General features: G+C 36.6%; 12 protein-coding genes. 3 read left to right on the forward strand and 9 right to left on the reverse strand.

Features of this window, described 5'->3' with window-relative positions; genetic code table 11:
- Positions 1–22: 22 nt before the first annotated feature.
- The 8 genes from IGJ24_RS09235 to lepA form a co-directional block, all read right to left on the reverse strand.
- Positions 23–1,030 (reverse strand): Gfo/Idh/MocA family protein, encoded by a 1,008-nt coding sequence (locus IGJ24_RS09235; protein ID WP_002364407.1) that lies wholly within the window; start codon positions 1,028–1,030, stop codon positions 23–25.
- Between the two features lie 173 nt (positions 1,031–1,203).
- Entirely contained in the window at positions 1,204–2,661 is a 1,458-nt protein-coding gene (locus tag IGJ24_RS09240) for a CoA-acylating methylmalonate-semialdehyde dehydrogenase (protein WP_129193868.1), read from the reverse strand.
- Between the two features lie 39 nt (positions 2,662–2,700).
- Positions 2,701–3,540: a 5-deoxy-glucuronate isomerase gene (iolB, locus tag IGJ24_RS09245; RefSeq protein WP_002398045.1), complete on the reverse strand. Its 840-nt coding sequence runs from the start codon at positions 3,538–3,540 to the stop codon at positions 2,701–2,703.
- Positions 3,541–3,578: 38 nt separating this feature from the next.
- Positions 3,579–5,495 (reverse strand): 3D-(3,5/4)-trihydroxycyclohexane-1,2-dione acylhydrolase (decyclizing), encoded by a 1,917-nt coding sequence (gene iolD / locus IGJ24_RS09250; RefSeq protein ID WP_033921831.1) that lies wholly within the window; start codon positions 5,493–5,495, stop codon positions 3,579–3,581.
- A gap of 10 nt (positions 5,496–5,505) precedes the next feature.
- Positions 5,506–6,540 carry a 5-dehydro-2-deoxygluconokinase gene (gene iolC, locus IGJ24_RS09255; protein WP_002362153.1) on the reverse strand — a complete coding sequence of 345 codons (1,035 nt, stop codon included), beginning with the start codon at positions 6,538–6,540 and terminating at the stop codon, positions 5,506–5,508.
- Positions 6,541–6,697: 157 nt separating this feature from the next.
- Positions 6,698–7,714 carry a LacI family DNA-binding transcriptional regulator gene (locus IGJ24_RS09260; protein ID WP_016627037.1) on the reverse strand — a complete coding sequence of 339 codons (1,017 nt, stop codon included), beginning with the start codon at positions 7,712–7,714 and terminating at the stop codon, positions 6,698–6,700.
- A gap of 163 nt (positions 7,715–7,877) precedes the next feature.
- A protein-coding gene (locus IGJ24_RS09265) for an IS3 family transposase (RefSeq protein WP_104837045.1) occupies positions 7,878–9,271 on the reverse strand; the annotation gives its coding sequence in 2 pieces (ribosomal slippage) (positions 7,878–8,731 and positions 8,731–9,271; 1,395 coding nt in all).
- A 214-nt stretch (positions 9,272–9,485) separates the two neighbouring features.
- Positions 9,486–11,321, reverse strand: a complete 1,836-nt coding sequence (gene lepA, locus IGJ24_RS09270; protein WP_002362155.1) for a translation elongation factor 4 — start codon at positions 11,319–11,321, stop codon at positions 9,486–9,488.
- A 246-nt stretch (positions 11,322–11,567) separates the two neighbouring features.
- Here lepA and IGJ24_RS09275 point away from each other — a divergent pair, with 246 nt between their 5' ends.
- From IGJ24_RS09275 to IGJ24_RS09285, 3 genes are all read left to right on the forward strand, one after another.
- Positions 11,568–12,788 (forward strand): GNAT family N-acetyltransferase, encoded by a 1,221-nt coding sequence (locus IGJ24_RS09275; protein ID WP_016633588.1) that lies wholly within the window; start codon positions 11,568–11,570, stop codon positions 12,786–12,788.
- 23 nt (positions 12,789–12,811) lie between these two features.
- Positions 12,812–13,288 (forward strand): nucleoside 2-deoxyribosyltransferase, encoded by a 477-nt coding sequence (locus tag IGJ24_RS09280; RefSeq protein ID WP_129193679.1) that lies wholly within the window; start codon positions 12,812–12,814, stop codon positions 13,286–13,288.
- Between the two features lie 217 nt (positions 13,289–13,505).
- On the forward strand, positions 13,506–15,329 hold the full coding sequence (locus tag IGJ24_RS09285; RefSeq protein WP_289865757.1) for a hypothetical protein: 1,824 nt from the start codon (positions 13,506–13,508) through the stop codon (positions 15,327–15,329).
- A gap of 32 nt (positions 15,330–15,361) precedes the next feature.
- On the opposite strand, the gene clpB is transcribed toward IGJ24_RS09285, so the two are convergent.
- Positions 15,362–17,968 carry an ATP-dependent chaperone ClpB gene (clpB, locus tag IGJ24_RS09290; protein WP_129193680.1) on the reverse strand — a complete coding sequence of 869 codons (2,607 nt, stop codon included), beginning with the start codon at positions 17,966–17,968 and terminating at the stop codon, positions 15,362–15,364.
- Positions 17,969–18,024: the final 56 nt, after the last annotated feature.

Below are 18,024 nucleotides of genomic sequence, written 5' to 3' on the forward strand. Positions count from 1 at the left end.
AAACCCCTCCTTTATTTAAGAATTATTTGGTATATAACGCTGGTTGTTCATCTATTTCAATCATTACTTTTTCCCCTGACTCACGAGATTCATGACAAGCCATCATTGTGATTGCTGCCACGTAGCCATCCCAAGCAGTTGGACCAACAAGTTTATCGTTTTTAATTGAATCAACCCATAACTTAAATTCGTAATCATACGCATCTAAAAAACGCGTTTGCCAGTCGGGCGAAATTGGTGTGTAATTTTTCTCCGCAGCTTTAATTTTGGTATAGGCTGGATCCGTCATTCCGACTTCTGCCGTTTCAAATACTACGTCACACTTAATGTCGTAGCCAAAACGACAATTAACAAAAATTTCTAAATCAATTGTTACACCTGATTTCGTCTGGAAAATCAGTAATTGAGGATCATGTAAATCTGCATGTGTATGACTGGTTTTCTTTGGTAAAATCATTTGCACTGAGGCATAATCTTCGGCTAATAGCCAACGAAGAACATCAATTTCATGGATTGCAGTATTACTGATTGCCATTGGCGTCTTATAATTTTCATCAGCGCTTGGATTTCTATGCGCACAATGGAGCATCAGAGCTTCACCATACTGTTTTGATTCAATTGCTTCTTTCAACTCAATGTAGCCACGATCGTATCGACGCATGAAGCCCACCTGTACCAATTTTTTACCATAAGCGACTTCTGCATCTACAATTCGGCGACATCCTGCGGCATCCATTGCTAATGGTTTTTCGCAGAATACGTATTTTCCATGCTTGATTGCTTCCAAGACATATTTTTCGTGTGTTGGGTCCCAGGAAGTAACAACAACAACTTCCACTTCTTCAGAAGCAATTAATTCTTCGCCTGTTTTGAAAAATTGAGCCCCAATCTCCTCAGCAATTTTGCTTGCCGCTTCAACATTAATATCTGATACTGCTGTTACAAAAGCGCCTTGTGTCTTGTGATTAATTCTGTTAATATGTTCGATTCCAATCGCCCCTGTACCAATTACGCCTACTTTTACTTTCAATTATTTGTCCTCCGATTTCTTTATTTTATGCGTATTATGTATACGCTTACAATTTTATTTAGTCAATCATTATTTTCAGAAAGTCATGTCTTATATTTGTACTAATAAAAGATACTTTCACCGCTTTAATCATAGAATCCTCGAAGCTCCTTTGACAGAGCTTCGAAGTAAAACTAGTTTATTTCGCTAGGAGCGTATCGAGCGGTCACAACTTTTCGATGTGTATAAAATTCTACACTGTCTTTTCCGTTGGCGTGTAAGTCACCATAGAAAGAGTGTTTCCAGCCGGAAAAAGCAAACCAAGCCATTGGTGCTGGTACACCTAAGTTGATGCCTAACATTCCTGCATCAACATTCTCTCTAAAGTAACGGATAGCTGAAGCATTACTCGTATAGAGGCATGAACCGTTAGCAAATTCTGATTGATTGGTCAGTGTAACTGCTGCTTCTAGATTTTTCACTCGAACAATTGAGGCAACGGGTGCAAAAATTTCATCTTGCCAAATCTTCATGTCCATCGTGACACGATCAAAGATCGTAGGTCCCACGAAGTAGCCTTTTTCAGGAATATTTTCACGGCCATCTAACAATAAGTCCGCTCCTTCATCAATACCTTTTTGAATGTAATCAAATGTTCGTTGCTGCGCCTCTTTTCGAATCACGGGGCCTAAAAAGACTCCTTCTTCCAGACCATTTCCAATTTTTATCGTCTGTGCTGCAGCCTTAAATTTTTCAACGAATTGATCTGCAATAGTTTCCTCTACAACAATCACCGAAGCGGCCATACAGCGTTCACCCGCTGATCCAAAAGAGCCACCGATAATGTCTTTTACTGCACGATCAAGGTTGGCATCTTTTAAAATGATGACATGATTTTTTGCGCCAGTTAATGCCTGGACTCGTTTCAGATTTTTTGTTCCTTCTTTATAGACATATTCACCAACATTTTTTGAACCTACAAAGCTAATTCCTTTTACTAATGGATCACGCAATAAAGTATTAACAACATCGTGTGCCCCATAGACAACATTAAAGACGCCACTTGGAAATCCTGCTTCTTCTATTAATTCAACAATTTTTTCCATCAATAATGGCGTTTTTTCGGAAGGCTTCAGCACCACCGTATTCCCTGCTGCTAACGCCATTGGGAAAATCCAAAACGGTACCATCATCGGAAAATTGAAAGGAGTAATTCCCCCAACAACACCGATGGGATAACGGTAATTGGTAATTTCAATATCTGTAGCCGCTGTGGATAGAGAATCACCCATTATTAAATTCGTAATGCTCGCTGCGTGCTCGACATTTTCAATCCCTCGCTGAACCTCACCTAATGATTCTGACAAAGATTTTCCATTTTCAAGCGTAATTAATCGTGCTAGCTCTTCTTTATTCGTCATCAATAAATGATGCAATTTGAAAAGATAGCGGCCACGAACTGGAACACTTACTTTTTTCCATGTTTGAAAAGCCTCATCCGCTACTCTGATTGCTTCTGCAGTTTCTGCTTCACTAGATAATGGAACATTTACTAATGCTTCTTCTGTTGCCGGATTGACCACTTCTTCAAATTCAGTGGCTGTACTTGTTACCCAGCGGCCACCTATATAATTCTTTAAAAATCGAGTCATTTATTTTCCTCCTAAAAAAGTCTACTTATTTTTTTGTTTCTAATTGTTAGTCAATTCGTTCCGATTTAAAATCCACTCGTGTTTTTTCTCGTTATGAAACTTCCAAATTCGTTCAGGTCCTGCCATCACATTTAAATAATAAGAGGTGTAACCATCTGGCACGCCGACAGGATGATATCCCTTAGGTACCTCCACAACATTTTGATGTTCTACAGTCATCGTTTCATCTATAGAACCATCCTCTGTATATACTCGTTGAAAAACAAAGCCTTGCTCTGGATTCAGCTCATGATAATACGTCTCTTCTAAATAAGATTCGTCAGGTAAATTTTCTTGGTCATGTTTGTGTGGTGGATAGCTAGAAAAGTTACCACCTTCAGTGTAGACTTCAACCACCAACAAACTACTGGCAGTATCGACATTGTCTGGTAAAATGTTATGCACTAGTCGTTTATTCTGATATATCCCTCGTTTTTCAACCGTATTTTCCTCAGCGGTAATCACATGCACTGGCAACTTTTTTTTAGCTGGCGAATAACAAAGGGCCAAACGAACAGTATCAGAAGTTGCTATTAGTTCAAACGACGTTTTTGCTGGAATATAGATACTATCTGTCGGAATTTTTTCAAAAACAGAGGTTCGTTTACCTAAATTCTCGTACCATTTATCGCGCACCTTAACATTGATTTTGCCAGTTAATACGACGATACAAACTTCCAGTTCATTACCAGCTTCTTGATACATTGCTCCATTATCTAATTCAAGAACTTGAAACTCAATATACTGTAAATCAGTGTTGTTTTTTCGAATATTTTGAACTTGTCGAACACCGGGAGCTAGTTCTTTTATCAACGGTTGATGTTTCAATGTTTTTTTCAATTCATTCGCTCCTAACTTTTTGGTTGTATGACGAATACCTAATATTTTCTAGCAGTTGCAAGTTTTTCTTTTTTAACTTGGTATGCTTCTTGAATCGCTGGTTTTTCTGATACTTCAGCAACACCGACATTCCACCAACTACCATCGTAACCAGCAGTCATCGTTTTAGGAAGAACATTTATTTCAATCAATGTCGATTGCGTTTGGTTTTTCGCGTCGACAATCGCCTGTTTTAGTTCTTCAATCGAATGGACTTGATACGCTTTGGCACCATATCCTTCAGCGATTTTAGCATAATTGATATTCATAATTTCGCCTTTTGTATTTCTAAATTCCGTCCCTTGACTTACGCCGCCATTCTCCATTTGCAGATTATTAATGCATCCGAACCCAGAATTATTGAACAGAACAATATTGATTTTTTTGTCATATTGTAATGCAGAGACCAGTTCGCTATGCAACATCAAAAAACTACCGTCACCGACTAATGCGTAAACCTCTTGATTAGGATTAGCAAGCCGTACCCCCATTGCACCAGCAATTTCATAGCCCATACAAGAATAGCCATACTCTAAATGATAAGTATTTTCCTTTACAGGATTCCACAATCGTTGCATATCTCCTGGTAATGACCCTGCCGAACCAATCACAATCGCATCATCTTCGACAAAATCATTCAAATGAACGAAAACCTCTGTTTGTGTCAGAGTTGTATTCAAAGAATCAGCATAATCATTTAAAATATCCTGTGTAAAGTGGTTTTTGATTTCCGGATCAAAATCTTTCCGTTTAAAATGAGTTGTTTTTAATCGCTCCCGCTCTTTCACCCATTCGTTCTTCAGTTCAGTGATTTTTTCACCATAAGTCGTTCGATATCCTTCAATCATTGGCAGAATTCCTTCTAAGGTTGCTCGAGCATCTCCCACAATTTGAAACGCTTCCATTTTGTAAGTCTGTGGTCGACTTACGTTAATATTTATCATTTTTGATTGTTCAAAATTAAAAATACTTTTTGATGCAGTGGTAAAATCCGTATAACGCGTGCCAATTCCAATAATCAAATCCGCTTGCTGAACAGCTTTATTAGCAGCCGAGGTACCTAAAATTCCCAAGCCTCCAAGATTATTTTCAAATTTCCATGAAACAGTTGATTTACCAGCATGTGTTTCAACCAAAGGTATCTGATGAACTTGAGAAATTTTCTGAAGGCTCTCACCTGCTTCTGAATACTTGCAACCGCCCCCCACAATAATTACTGGGTGTTTACTATCCTTTATCAAGTGACTAGCTGTTTCAAGCTCACGAATTGTCGGCATCCGTCGATCGATATAATGAACTCTTTTTCTAAAAAACTCTACTGGATAATCATAGGCTTCTGACTCAACATCTTGTGGCAAACAAATGGTGGCAGGTCCTGTAGTTGCAGGATTGGTCATAACTTCAAATGCCCGTAGCAATGCTGACATCAGCTGTTCTGGCCGATTAATACGATCCCAATAGCGAGAAACCGCTTGGAAAGCATCGTTGGTAGAAAAGGTTACACTTGATTCATGTTCCAACTGCTGTAATACAGGATCTGGTTGCCGAGTAGCAAACGTATCTGCTGGCAGAAACAATACAGGTATATTATTAGCGAAAGCCGTTCCAGCAGCAGTCAATAAATTAGCTGAACCTGGACCAGCAGACGCTGAAACTGCGAATATTTTCTTACGTAAACTTTGTCTAGCAAAAGCGATAGCAGCATGAGCCATCCCTTGTTCGTTTTTTCCACTGTAACTTTTTAAATGTCCCGGAGCTTGTTCCAACGCTTGACCAATCCCTAAAACATTCCCATGACCATATACATGAAAGATTCCTTCCACATAAGGTGTTTCTTTTCCATCAATGCTGATATATTGTTGATTCAAAAATTTTAATAATGCTTGTGCTGTCGTTAAACGAATCGTCTTTTCCATTTTATCCACCTTAAATCCTGGCGATCATTTCGCCGTATATTTCCTTCTCCAGTTTAATGAACTCTTTTACTTCTTGTGTCGTTGGTAAAGAATCTGAGCAATTGTTACTTTTGACCATCATCGAAGCTTCCGCTGAGCCAAACTCCAAGCAATCGATAATTTCCCAACCTTCAAATAAACCATATAAAAATCCAGCTGCATAGCCATCACCGCCACCAAATCCCTTGCGTGCCTCCACTGGAAATGGTTTAATTGAAAACTGTTGTTGATCTGCTGTATAAGCTGTTGAGCCTTTCATTCCGTGTTTAATAACGACTATTTGAGCGCCACAATTATGCCAAAAAACAGCGCTTTCATTATCTGTCATATTTGGTTGAATCAATCTTTCAGTTAAATCAAATTCTTCTCTCGAGCCCATAATAATATCTGATTCTTTCGCAACTATTGAATAATAAATAGCGATTTCATCCACATTTTTCCAATTGTATTCTCGATAGTCGATATCAAAAATAATTTTGACGTTGTTTTTTTTCGCTAACATCACAGCTTTTAACACGGCTTCTCTTGAAGGGCTTTCCGCCAAAGCAGTCCCTGAAATTAATAAGGCTTTTGAACGTTTCAAATAATCTTCATCGATATCTTCGACACTTAGTTGTAAATCCGCAGCTTGGTTCCGATACATTAAAATACTACTTTCTTTAGGCGATAGCATTTCTGTAAAAGTCAGACCCAACTTTTCGCCATGCTGCGCTTTACTTATCTGAGAAGTATCAATGCCTTGCTCATTAAAATAATCAATAACATATTCTCCGAACTGGTCATCGGATACTTTCCCAATGAAACCAGCTTTCATCCCATGTTTGGTGATACCCACGGAAATATTTGCAGGAGAACCTCCCACAAACTTTTCAAACATATGAACATTTTTTAAAGGCTTAAATTCTTCTTTAACTTGCTCATTATAGGCAGGGTTAAAATCGATAGCCACTCTACCTAAAAGAACTAGATCAAATTCTTTTGATTGATCAAAGCTAATATAACTCATAGATCCACCTCTTCTTCGTTCTTCTATTATTTACAAACGAATTATAGCACGCTTTCAAAATGCGTGCAACATTAAATTAGCACATTATTTTGCGTGCATTTTAAAAGAACGCAAAAAAAGAAGCATGAATTGCTTTACAGCAAGCTTCACACTTCTGTTAAAGATTATATTTTGTTTTAATAATGATATCTGTAAATAACATCTCTTCTGTCATAATTTTATTGTTCTGTAGTTGATTCGCTAATAATAGCAAAGAACGATAGCCCTGCGTAAAACCATCTTGATCAATTAGAAAATCAACTTGATTTTTTTTCAGCATCTCGATATTTTTCTCAGTTAAATCATAGATAATCACATACGGTCTGTCTTTCCCTGCCCTTTTTTTCAACACACGAGCAATTCCTGCTTGACCTCCTGAAAACACAACGACGCCTTTTAAATTAGTATAGTTCTCTAATGTGTCACTTAAAATCTTTTCGACTTCATCGCTCGAATCAAAACTGCTTTGAACACCTGTTAATTTCAATTGTGGAAATGACTGTTTCAATTCTTCAACAAAACCAGCAACTCGTAAACTATTCACACTATTTCCAAAATATCCAGTAATAGCTAGGACATCTCCCTCTCCTTTTGTCAACATTCCTAATAATCCAGCAGCTGTCTTCCCGCTTTTAAAGTTATCCATTCCGACAAAGCATTGACGTTTACTACCAACAATGTCCGAATTGAATGTGATGACCTTAATGCCTTGTTCCGTAAGCTGATTGATTTTTTCCCTAATCGCCACGCTATCAACTGGCATGATGGCAATTCCTTTTACACCAAGTCCTAACAAGCGTTCAAGTGCCTGTAACTGCGCCGCTTCATCGACCCCGTCTATTTCCTCTAAAAAGCAATCGATATTTCTTTTTTTTAGATCACCTATAACTGCTTGTAAACCTGATCGAATTGGAATCATAAAAGAAGATTTTGCCAATTGTGTCACAACACCTAATTTGATTGGTTCTTCTTTGGCCATCTTTTTTTTCTTCGGAACATAGTTCATTTCTTTCGCTATTGTTTTAATTTTTTCAGCAACCTCAGGATTGATTCGGCCGCGATTATTCAGTGCTCGATCCACAGTTCCCCTAGATACTCCTGCTTTTTCAGCAATTTCTTTTATTGTTCCAGCCATTTGTTCTCTCCTTATTTACTTGATTTGCAAAATTATTTTGATTATTTATAAGCTTTTGTATGTATATTCTATCACAATATAAAAAAGCACGCAATTTTGCGTGTTTTGTAGTGAGACCCGAAAGTTAGACCGAATACCGACTGGAGAAATCTGGTCGGTATTTTTATGCGACGAACCGTTTACGGAATTGAACGGGACTGCACCCTAGTTTTGTCTTTATTCGTTGATGATTATAATAATCAATCCATTCCTCAATTGCTTGTTCTAGTTCTTCGAAACTAGAATAAATAATGCCATGGTAGGTTTCTTGTTTTAGTAAACCAAAGAAATTCTCCATAGGAGAATTATCAAAACAATTGCCTTTTCGAGACATACTTTGAAAGATCTGGTGACTGGTTAATTGCTTTTTGTACTGCTTCATTTGGTACCCCCAACCTTGGTCAGAATGAAAAGTGCGCCGATATGGACAATCTTGCGTTTTATCAATGGCTTCTTTTTGTGCCTCAAGAATTGCTTTGGCATTCGGCTGTTTAGAAATACGGTAAGACAAGATTTCACCATTAAATAAATCAAGAAAAGGATCCAAATAGAGTTTTTTTATTTGAATCTTTCCACTTTGATCACGTTCATAATACTTAAATTCAGAGGTATCTGTTGTTAGCTTTTGATGGGGTACTGAAGTGTAGAAACGACGATGTAGACGGTTTTTTTCGCCATAGCCAACGGTTCCTTTGTAGGAATTATATTTTCTTGATTTACGAATAAATTTTGTCCCTTTTAGGCCAAGTTTACGCATAAGACGACGAATTTTTTTCTGGTTTACGTTCAATCCTTGTTCTTTTAAAGCTAATTGAATACGGCGATAGCCATAGTTTCCTTTGTTTTCGTCAAAAATTTTCTTAATCAGGGCTTCTAATTTTTGATTGGGATTTTTTCGCTCAAATCGCTTTTGCCAATACATATACGTCGCTTTAGGAAATTTGGTTGCTTCCAGTAAGATTGTTAATCGGAATTTTTTTCGGAGTTCGTGGATGATTCGGGCATCTCGTTCTTGAGTCGTTCCGGGATATTCATTCCTAAAGCGCGGAGCTTTTTTATGAAGGCTAGTTCCGCTCGCAATAGTTCATTTTCATGTTCTAATTCTTGTTCACGTGTTCGTGTTTTTTTCACCTGAACGGGTTTCTTTTTCTTTGACATAGAAGGTCTTCCTTTCTGTTTTGGTGAAAGCCCTTCTATGCCTGTTTCTAGAAATTTCTGGTGCCAAGCCAGGACTAAGGTATCGTTTGGCAGACCATATTTCAATGCGACAGTCAGATAAGAGTCACCACTCGTTAAATAATAGTGTATGACATCCCGCTTGAATTTGGAAGAGTAATGTTGGTAATTTACTCTTCGATGAAGTGCGTTAAATCCAAATTTTTCGACTGTTTTAACCCATTTACGAACAGTCGAAAGTGAAGCAATATCAAATTGATTCGCAAGTGTTCGATAACCTCCTGCGCCATTTTGATAAGCTTCTACTACTTTTTTCTTGAATGCATAATCGTATTTTGCCAATTTAAATACGCCTCCAAAGTTAGATTTTTTGGTCTAACTTTGGGGGCGCACTACATTTTTTTATAAATGTAGTTTACTTTAATTTATATTTTCAAAAAAAGCGTGGGACAAAAATCACTTTGGATTTTTGCTCCACGCTCAAAAACTGATAAACGGCGGGAACAGAAGCAACTCCTTCGGAAATAAACACTTCTGTCCCGACCTCTTTAATAAGTTATTTTTTCTGATCATCTTCATCCATTTTCAGAACCGCCATAAAGGCTTCTTGAGGAACTTCCACGGACCCAATTTGTTTCATCCGTTTCTTCCCTTCTTTTTGTTTCTCTAACAATTTACGTTTACGAGAAACATCGCCACCATAGCATTTAGCCAGTACGTTTTTGCGTAAGGCTTTAATATCTGAACGAGCCACAATTTTTTGACCTATCGCCGCTTGAACTGGGACTTCAAACTGTTGACGTGGAATTAGTTTTTTCAGTTTCTCAACAATCGCTTTACCACGCTCAAATGCGAAATCTCGGTGAACAATAAAGCTTAAAGCATCCACTTTTTCAGCATTTAATAGAATATCCATTTTCACTAGGCGGCTGGTACGATAGCCAGCCATTTCGTAATCTAAGGATGCATAGCCCTTTGTACTTGATTTCAATTTATCGAAAAAGTCAAACACGATTTCAGATAACGGAATTTCATAAACTACGTTTACACGATAATCATCTAAGTAATCCATTGTAATGAATTCGCCACGTTTACGTTGCGATAATTCCATTACTGCTCCTACATAATCGTTTGGCACCATGATTTGCGCTTTAACATAAGGTTCTTCCACAGATTCAATCGTTACTGGTTCTGGAAATTCAGCTGGGTTGTCAACAACAACGGTTGTTCCGTCAGTTTTATTAACGTGATAGATTACAGACGGTGCTGTTGTAATTAACTCTAAATTAAATTCTCGTTCCAGACGTTCCTGAACAACATCCATGTGCAGCAAACCTAAGAAACCACAACGGAAACCAAATCCTAAAGCTTGCGATGTTTCCGGTTCAAATTGTAACGCCGCATCATTTAATTGTAATTTTTCTAATGCTTCCCGTAAATCATTGTAGCGCGACGTATCAATTGGATATAAGCCACAATAAACCATTGGATTCATTTTGCGGTAGCCTGGTAGTGCTTCTGCTGCTGGATTGTCGGCCAAAGTCACTGTATCCCCGACCCGTGTATCTTGAACCGTTTTAATGCTAGCGGTGATATAACCCACATCACCAACCATTAAATAATCACGAGCAATTGGTTTCGGTGAAAAAACGCCGACTTCTGTTACATCAAACGTTTTACCGTTACTCATCATTTGGATTTTATCCCCAGGACGAACGACACCGTCAATTACACGGATGTTTAAAACGACCCCCCGATAACTATCGTAAATAGAGTCAAAAATCAAAGCCTTTAAAGGAGCCTCAATATCGCCTGATGGAGCTGGTACATACTCCACCACTTGTTCTAAAATATCTTCAATCCCAATCCCTGCTTTTGCACTTGCTAAAACAGCTTCCGATGCATCAATTCCAATTACGTCTTCAATCTCTGTCCGAACACGCTCTGGATCAGCGGCGGGTAAATCAATTTTATTAATAACAGGTAAAATTTCTAAGTCATTATCCAATGCCAAATAGACATTTGCTAGCGTTTGCGCTTCAATTCCTTGCGCCGCATCAACAACTAGAACAGCCCCTTCACAAGCTGCCAAGCTACGAGAAACTTCATAGGTGAAATCGACGTGTCCTGGTGTGTCAATCAAATGGAAAGTATAGGTTTCACCATCTTTGGCTGTATAGTTTAATTCAATTGCGTTTAATTTGATGGTAATGCCGCGTTCTCTCTCTAAATCCATTGAATCAAGTAATTGATCTTGCATTTCTCGACTGCTAACTGTATTTGTTTTTTCCAAAATCCGGTCGGCTAAAGTTGACTTCCCATGGTCAATGTGGGCAATAATCGAGAAATTACGAATTTTCTCTTGTCTTGCTTTCATTTCTTTATTGTTCATTTTTTGCCTCATTTCTTTTAAGAAAAGCTAGCTCCCTGCTAGCTTCATCAATCAATTGTTATATTTTAGTTGCCTTTTTTATCAAATTATCATGTTTAAAGGTCTAGGATAATCAGCACTTTTCATTATACCAATTTTTGAAGAAGATTTAAAGCACTTCCCTTTTATTCTTTTGGTTTCGAAAGGCTAACAGAGTTTCGAAAAATTTGGTATACTAAAAACAGTAAATTTATTGGAGATGGAAAAATGGATGAACAAGAATTTCGAAAGCAACTGACCTTAAAGCCTGTTGAGGAAGAACACATTGATCAATTTAATGAACTTCTTTCCTATGTTTTTCAAGTGACTGAAGCAGATATTGAAGAAAGTGGTTTTGAAAACAAACGCGCATTTATCAAATCAAAACAACCGATTTTAGAACTTTCAAAAGTATTTGGCTGGTTTCACGAAAATCAATTAATTTCACAAATTGCTATCTATCCATGCGAAGTCAATATCCATGGTGCTTTGTATAAAATGGGCGGCGTTACTGGTGTCGGTACCTATCCTGAATATGCCAACCACGGTTTAATGAAAGACTTGATTCAAACGGCATTAGAAGAAATGCGCCAAGATAAACAGTGGATTTCTTATCTTTTCCCTTACAACATTCCTTATTACCGACGTAAAGGTTGGGAAATCATGTCCGACAAGTTATCTTTTAAAATTCGGGATACGCAATTACCAAAAACCGTTCACGTTCCAGGAATGATTGAACGGTTAGCTGTCGATCACCCAGATGTCTTTGATGTCTATGCGCGATTCGCTCGTCAAAATCACGGTGCGCTCATTCGTAGTGCCTTTAACTGGGAAGAATATTGGCGTTTCGAAAACGAGGAAGAACGGACTGCTGCTGTCTATTATGGTGCCAATCAAGAACCTTTAGGAGTACTTTTCTATTGGGTGGCCGATGAGGTATTTCATATTAAGGAAATGTTTTACTTGAACCAAGAAGCCCGAAATGGCTTGTGGAATTTTATTACTGCGCATTTTTCGATGGTTTATTGGGTCAAGGGCGATATCTATAAAAACGAACCACTAGCCTTTCTTTTAGAAGACAGCCAAATTAAAGAAAGCATTGAACCCTATTATATGGCTCGAATTGTTGATGTCAAAGCCTTTTTAGAAAACTTTCCTTTTGAAAGTACAGCTAAGCCATTCCATTTTGTCGTTAAAGATCCTGTTGCTGAGTGGAATAATGGTATTTTTGGCTTAATTTGGGATGAAAATGATCAAGTGACCATTACGGATGAACCTTTAGGCACCGCCGTTCACTTAGATATTCAAACACTAACTTGTTTAGTCATGAATTACCGACGCCCTTCGTACTTACATCGAATTGAGCGCATTGATACAGATAAAGAAACTTTAAATTCTTTGGAACGGATTTTTCCTGACCAAGAAGCTTATTTCAGTGATTATTTCTAAAACCTTGGATTGGAGACAGACAAATGACAAAAATTTATTTTGCAGGACCTTTATTTTCGCAAGCTGACTTACGTTATAATGCCTATTTAGTCGAACAAATTCGACAATTGGATAAAACAATCGATCTTTATTTACCACAAGAAAATGCGGCGATTAACGACAAATCGGCTTATGCCGATAGTAAAATGATTGCCTTAGCAGATACAGAAAACGTCCTTGCTAGCGACTTATTGGTTGCTTTATTAGACGGTCCAACCATTGATGCGGGCGTAGCTTCCGAAATTGGTGTTGCTTATGCCAAAGGAGTCCCGGTGGTTGCCCTTTACACAGACAGCCGCCAACAAGGTGCTGATAATCACCAAAAGCTTGACGCTTTGAGCGAAGTCGCTGAAAATCAATTCCATTATTTAAACCTTTACACAGTTGGTTTGATTAAATTGAATGGTCGGGTTGTTTCTTCAGAAGAGGATTTGTTGGAAGAAATTAAGCAACGATTGTAAAAGTATATATTATATATATAGCGAAAGAAAAAACTCAAAAGTTAGACTATTAGACTAACCTTTGAGTTTTTTCTTTCTAATCCTTACTTTTTTATTTCTTACTTTCAAAACTTAAATTAAGAGACAAAAATATTATTTTAAACTAATTGTCTATGTATAAAGGATATTTTAAGCTATAATAGTTATGATTTTACATTTTACATTTGGGGGTTTATACATGTTTCGTTTTATTATTGGCATAACTGCTTTTATTTTAAGCTTTGTCGGTTACGGCATATATCTAAGAAAAAAAGAAGTGCCACGTGACTTTATTCCTATTATTATTTTCTCTTCAATAATTGTAGCTATGTTTTTAGGCGGTCTTCTTAACATTCTAAAAGTCATGATACTTATTATTATTTTCAGTGGTATATTCTTATTGTTATTTGATTTTTGGAAAAATAAAAGTATTCGGCGATCTTTAAAAGATCTATTATCACCAGGTATACTTTTTTTCCTGTTATTTAGTTTTATTTTCTTTCTTGTTAGTCGAAACAGACTATTCATACATTACGATAATTTTTCACATTGGGCTTTAATTGTTAAATCAATGTCTCTGACAAATAGTTTTCCTAATTTTAAAACGGATGTCATAATGTTTACTTCTTATCCACCAGGATCGGCTGTTTTTATTTATTATTTTATTAAATTAGTAGGCGTCACAGAAAGCAATGCTATTTTTGCACAAATATTATTAATTTTAGCTTCCATAACGACCATCTTTAATTGGAAAAATATTTTTTTTACCAACTTTTCGCAAAAACAAAATAAAAATGTTAAAAAACTACTAGTATTCTTTTTGGCTGTTTTTTCATTTTACTTGTTTAAAGGCCCAACTTCTCTAATGGATCTTTTGGTAGACAATCTATTGCTGCTTTTTGGAACAGCAACCATGAATATTATTTTTTATTACTATCATGATTTCAAACGCGGCTTAATCCTGTCAAGTCCGTTAATGATTAGCCTTTTACTAGTGAAAAATAGCGGAGTTATTTTCATTGGATTAAATACTATATTTTTACTAATAAGTTTTTGGATTTGCTATGTCTTAGGGAAAGAGCGTTGTACAAAAAAAGAACTGTTCCAATTTTTATTACTCTTACTAACGCCATGGATTTCTTTTTTTCTTTGGCTACGCCATACAAAATATGTATATCCAGATGGAATGTCTGGGAAGCATGATATGAGTATTGCTTACTATAAAAAAATATTTTCAGAAAAAAGTTTTTCAGATATTGTTGAAATAAGCAAACGGTTTTTACTTAGAATGTTCTCCTTTACAAGCTCAAATTTTCTATACGAATTGTTACTTTTCATTATAATTGCACTAGGGATTGCCTTCTATCTTAATAAAAAAACTGCTATTCCGATTAAAACATTAAAGCTACAAATTATCAGCAGTTTGGTTTTATTTTTAGGTTATATGTGTATTTTGTGGGCGATGTATCTTCTTTCTATGCCGACTCCAGAAGCTTTAAACTTAGGAAGTTTTGATCGTTACGCTGGAAGTATTTTTAACTTCCTGATTGCTTTTATTATTGTGCAACTGCTGTGTTATATTGCTAAAACAGACAATTATAAAATTATCATGACTTCCTTGTTATCATTAACGCTATTGTTCTCCTGTGTTATATTTGTTCGAATTTCTGATTACTCATCAATCTTTTTAAGTAATCGTTATCCAAATAGCTTACGCGAACAAATAGAGCAAGCCTTACCTAATTCAAAAAATGCTTTAAAAGACAGAGACACCTCACATTCATATGCTGTCTATTCACCAGCCAGCAAAATTGATGCTGGTTACTCAGGTTTCTTTTTACGATATAAATTATTTAATAAAAATTCTTCTGTAATTTATGATTTAAATGATTCTTCTACTTTTAATGATAAAATTAAAGGTAAGGATTACTTAGTTGTAGTGAAAGATGATCCTAAAATCTTGGAATACATTCAACGTAATAATTTAACTAAAGTAGAAAATAACACGTATAAACTTCAGTAAAAAAAGAACGAGCGAATTCGCTCGTTCTTTTTTTATACTTCTTCTATTGGTTCATTTTCAAAAACTAATTGATTGTCTAATAGACTAATCGTGACTTTTGTTTTTGGCATTACTCGTCCAGAAACAATTTCTTTTGCTAATGGTGTTTCGACTTCACGAGTAATGAAACGTTTTAACGGACGAGCTCCATAAGCTGGCTCATACCCATTTTCAGCAATCCATGTTTTAGCTTCATCAGTGATTTCCAACACAATTTCTTGTTGCTCTAAACGATGAGCAAGTTGTGCGGTCATTTTACCAATGATTCCTTTCACATTATCCAAGCTCAATGGTGTAAATAAAATAGTATCATCAATTCTGTTTAAGAACTCTGGTTTAAAGTGTCCTTTTAGAATATTCATGACTTGATTTTCAACTTCTTCTGGAATTGTTCCTTCAGGTGTCACACCTTCCAATAAAAGCTGAGAGCCGATGTTACTTGTCATAATTAAAACCGTATTTTTAAAATCAACGACCCGACCTTTAGAATCTGTCAAACGACCATCATCTAAAACTTGTAATAAGATATTAAAAACATCTGGGTGCGCTTTTTCAATTTCGTCTAATAAGACAATTGTATAAGGGTTTCGACGAACAGCTTCCGTTAACTGGCCACCTTCTTCATAACCAACATAGCCTGGAGGGGCACCAACCAAACGAGACACGGCATGTTTTTCCATGTATTCACTCATGTCAATCCGTACCATATGATCTTCAGTATCAAACAAATCTTCAGCTAAAGCTTTAGCAAGTTCTGTTTTACCAACACCAGTTGGTCCTAAGAAAAGGAACGAACCAAGTGGGCGATTTGGATCTTGTAAGCCTGCTCTTGAACGAATCACCGCATCACTAACAGCATCGACGGCTTCATCTTGACCAATCACACGTTTGTGTAATGTTTCATTCAGTTTCATTAATTTTTCTCGTTCGCCTTCAACTAATTTTGTCACAGGAATGCCAGTTAAACGACCGACCACTTGCGCAATTTCGTTTTCAGTAACCGATTCTTGTACCATTTTGACGTTATCTTTAGCGTTCTTTTCTTCCAATTCTTTCAATTCATGTTCTAATTGCGGAATTGTTCCATGACGCAAAACAGCAGCTCGTTCTAAATCATAATTATTTTCAGCATCTTCTAATTCGTGTTTTGCTTTATCAATCTCTGCACGTTTGTTGGAAACCGCATTAACTTCTTCTTTTTCCGTTTCCCATTGCATTTTCATTGAGTTGGCTTCTTCACGCAAATCTGCTAATTCTTCTTGCAAGTTGGCTAACCGTTTTTTACTTGCATCATCTGATTCTTTTTTCAAGGCTGCTTCTTCAATTTCTAGTTGCATTAACCGACGTGTTACTTGATCGAGCTCTGTTGGCATCGAATTCATTTCCACTCGAATCGTTGCGCTTGCTTCATCGACTAAGTCAATCGCTTTATCTGGTAAGAAACGATCAGTAATATAGCGATCGGATAAAGTAGCGGCAGCAACTAAAGCATTGTCATGAATATTCACGCCGTGGTGAATTTCAAATCGTTCTTTTAAGCCACGCAAAATAGAAATTGTATCTTCTACTGTTGGTTCTTTGACTAATACTTTTTGGAAACGACGTTCTAAGGCTTTATCTTTTTCCATATATTGGCGATATTCATCAAGCGTTGTGGCACCGATTAAATGCAATTCACCACGTGCTAGCATCGGTTTTAATAAATTCCCGGCGTCCATACTGCCTTCAGTTTTACCAGCTCCGACGATATTATGAATTTCATCAATGAATAAAATGATTTTGCCATCACTTTTTTTCACTTCTTTTAAAACAGCTTTTAACCGTTCTTCAAATTCGCCACGGAATTTTGCTCCCGCAATTAAGGCACCCATATCTAAAGAAAAAATGGTTTTATCTTTTAAGTTTTCGGGAACATCTTTACGAACGATTCGTTGTGCTAATCCTTCAACAATCGCTGTTTTACCAACACCTGGTTCACCAATTAAGACTGGATTATTTTTAGTTTTTCTTGATAAAATCCGAATAACGTCACGAATTTCTTCGTCACGACCAATGATTGGATCTTGTTTTCCTGCTTTTACTTGTTGTACTAAGTCAACACCGTATTTTTCTAGTGCTTTATATTGTTCTTCCTGGTTTTGAGAAGTCACACGATCTCCTCCTCTCATCTCTTCAATATTTTTTCTTAACTCTTTTTCCGTAATGCCTTGTTGCATTAAATATTTTGTTAAACGATAATTTTTCAATTTCATTAAAGCTAAAAGTACAATTTCGGTTGATAAAAATTCATCTTGGAATTCTTCTCGAAGTGAATCAGCTTCTTGCAATAAATGGAACAAATTTTGACTTAAATTTTGACCATATTGTACATTACCGCCTGCCACACTTGGATATTCATCTAACGCGTTATCTACTTCTCGTTCAAATGCGTCAACATCTAAACCAGCATCTGTGTAAAAATTACGTCCAAAATGGTTTGGTTGAAGAAAAATTTTCCATAAATGTGCGATATCAATTTCTTGATGTTGCCGTGTCACCGCAACTTTTTGAGCTTCAGCAATCGCCTCTTGAAGCGTGGTTGTCATTTTTTCAATATTCATAAACGATCCCTCCCGTTTATTATTTTGTCTTTTTTATTTTAACATTCTTTACAATT

This window comes from Enterococcus sp. DIV0546 (assembly GCF_051712785.1).
GTDB lineage: Bacteria > Bacillota > Bacilli > Lactobacillales > Enterococcaceae > Enterococcus > Enterococcus faecalis.

Coding starts and splice junctions, on each gene's coding strand:
- IGJ24_RS09275 (WP_016633588.1), top strand. CDS start 11,568: ATGGATGAACAAGAATTTCGAAAGCAACTGACCTTAAAGCCTGTTGAG.
- IGJ24_RS09285 (WP_289865757.1), top strand. CDS start 13,506: ATGTTTCGTTTTATTATTGGCATAACTGCTTTTATTTTAAGCTTTGTC.
- iolC (WP_002362153.1), bottom strand. CDS start 6,540: ATGAGTTATATTAGCTTTGATCAATCAAAAGAATTTGATCTAGTTCTT.
- iolD (WP_033921831.1), bottom strand. CDS start 5,495: ATGGAAAAGACGATTCGTTTAACGACAGCACAAGCATTATTAAAATTT.
- IGJ24_RS09260 (WP_016627037.1), bottom strand. CDS start 7,714: ATGGCTGGAACAATAAAAGAAATTGCTGAAAAAGCAGGAGTATCTAGG.
- IGJ24_RS09240 (WP_129193868.1), bottom strand. CDS start 2,661: ATGACTCGATTTTTAAAGAATTATATAGGTGGCCGCTGGGTAACAAGT.
- clpB (WP_129193680.1), bottom strand. CDS start 17,968: ATGAATATTGAAAAAATGACAACCACGCTTCAAGAGGCGATTGCTGAA.
- IGJ24_RS09280 (WP_129193679.1), top strand. CDS start 12,812: ATGACAAAAATTTATTTTGCAGGACCTTTATTTTCGCAAGCTGACTTA.
- lepA (WP_002362155.1), bottom strand. CDS start 11,321: ATGAACAATAAAGAAATGAAAGCAAGACAAGAGAAAATTCGTAATTTC.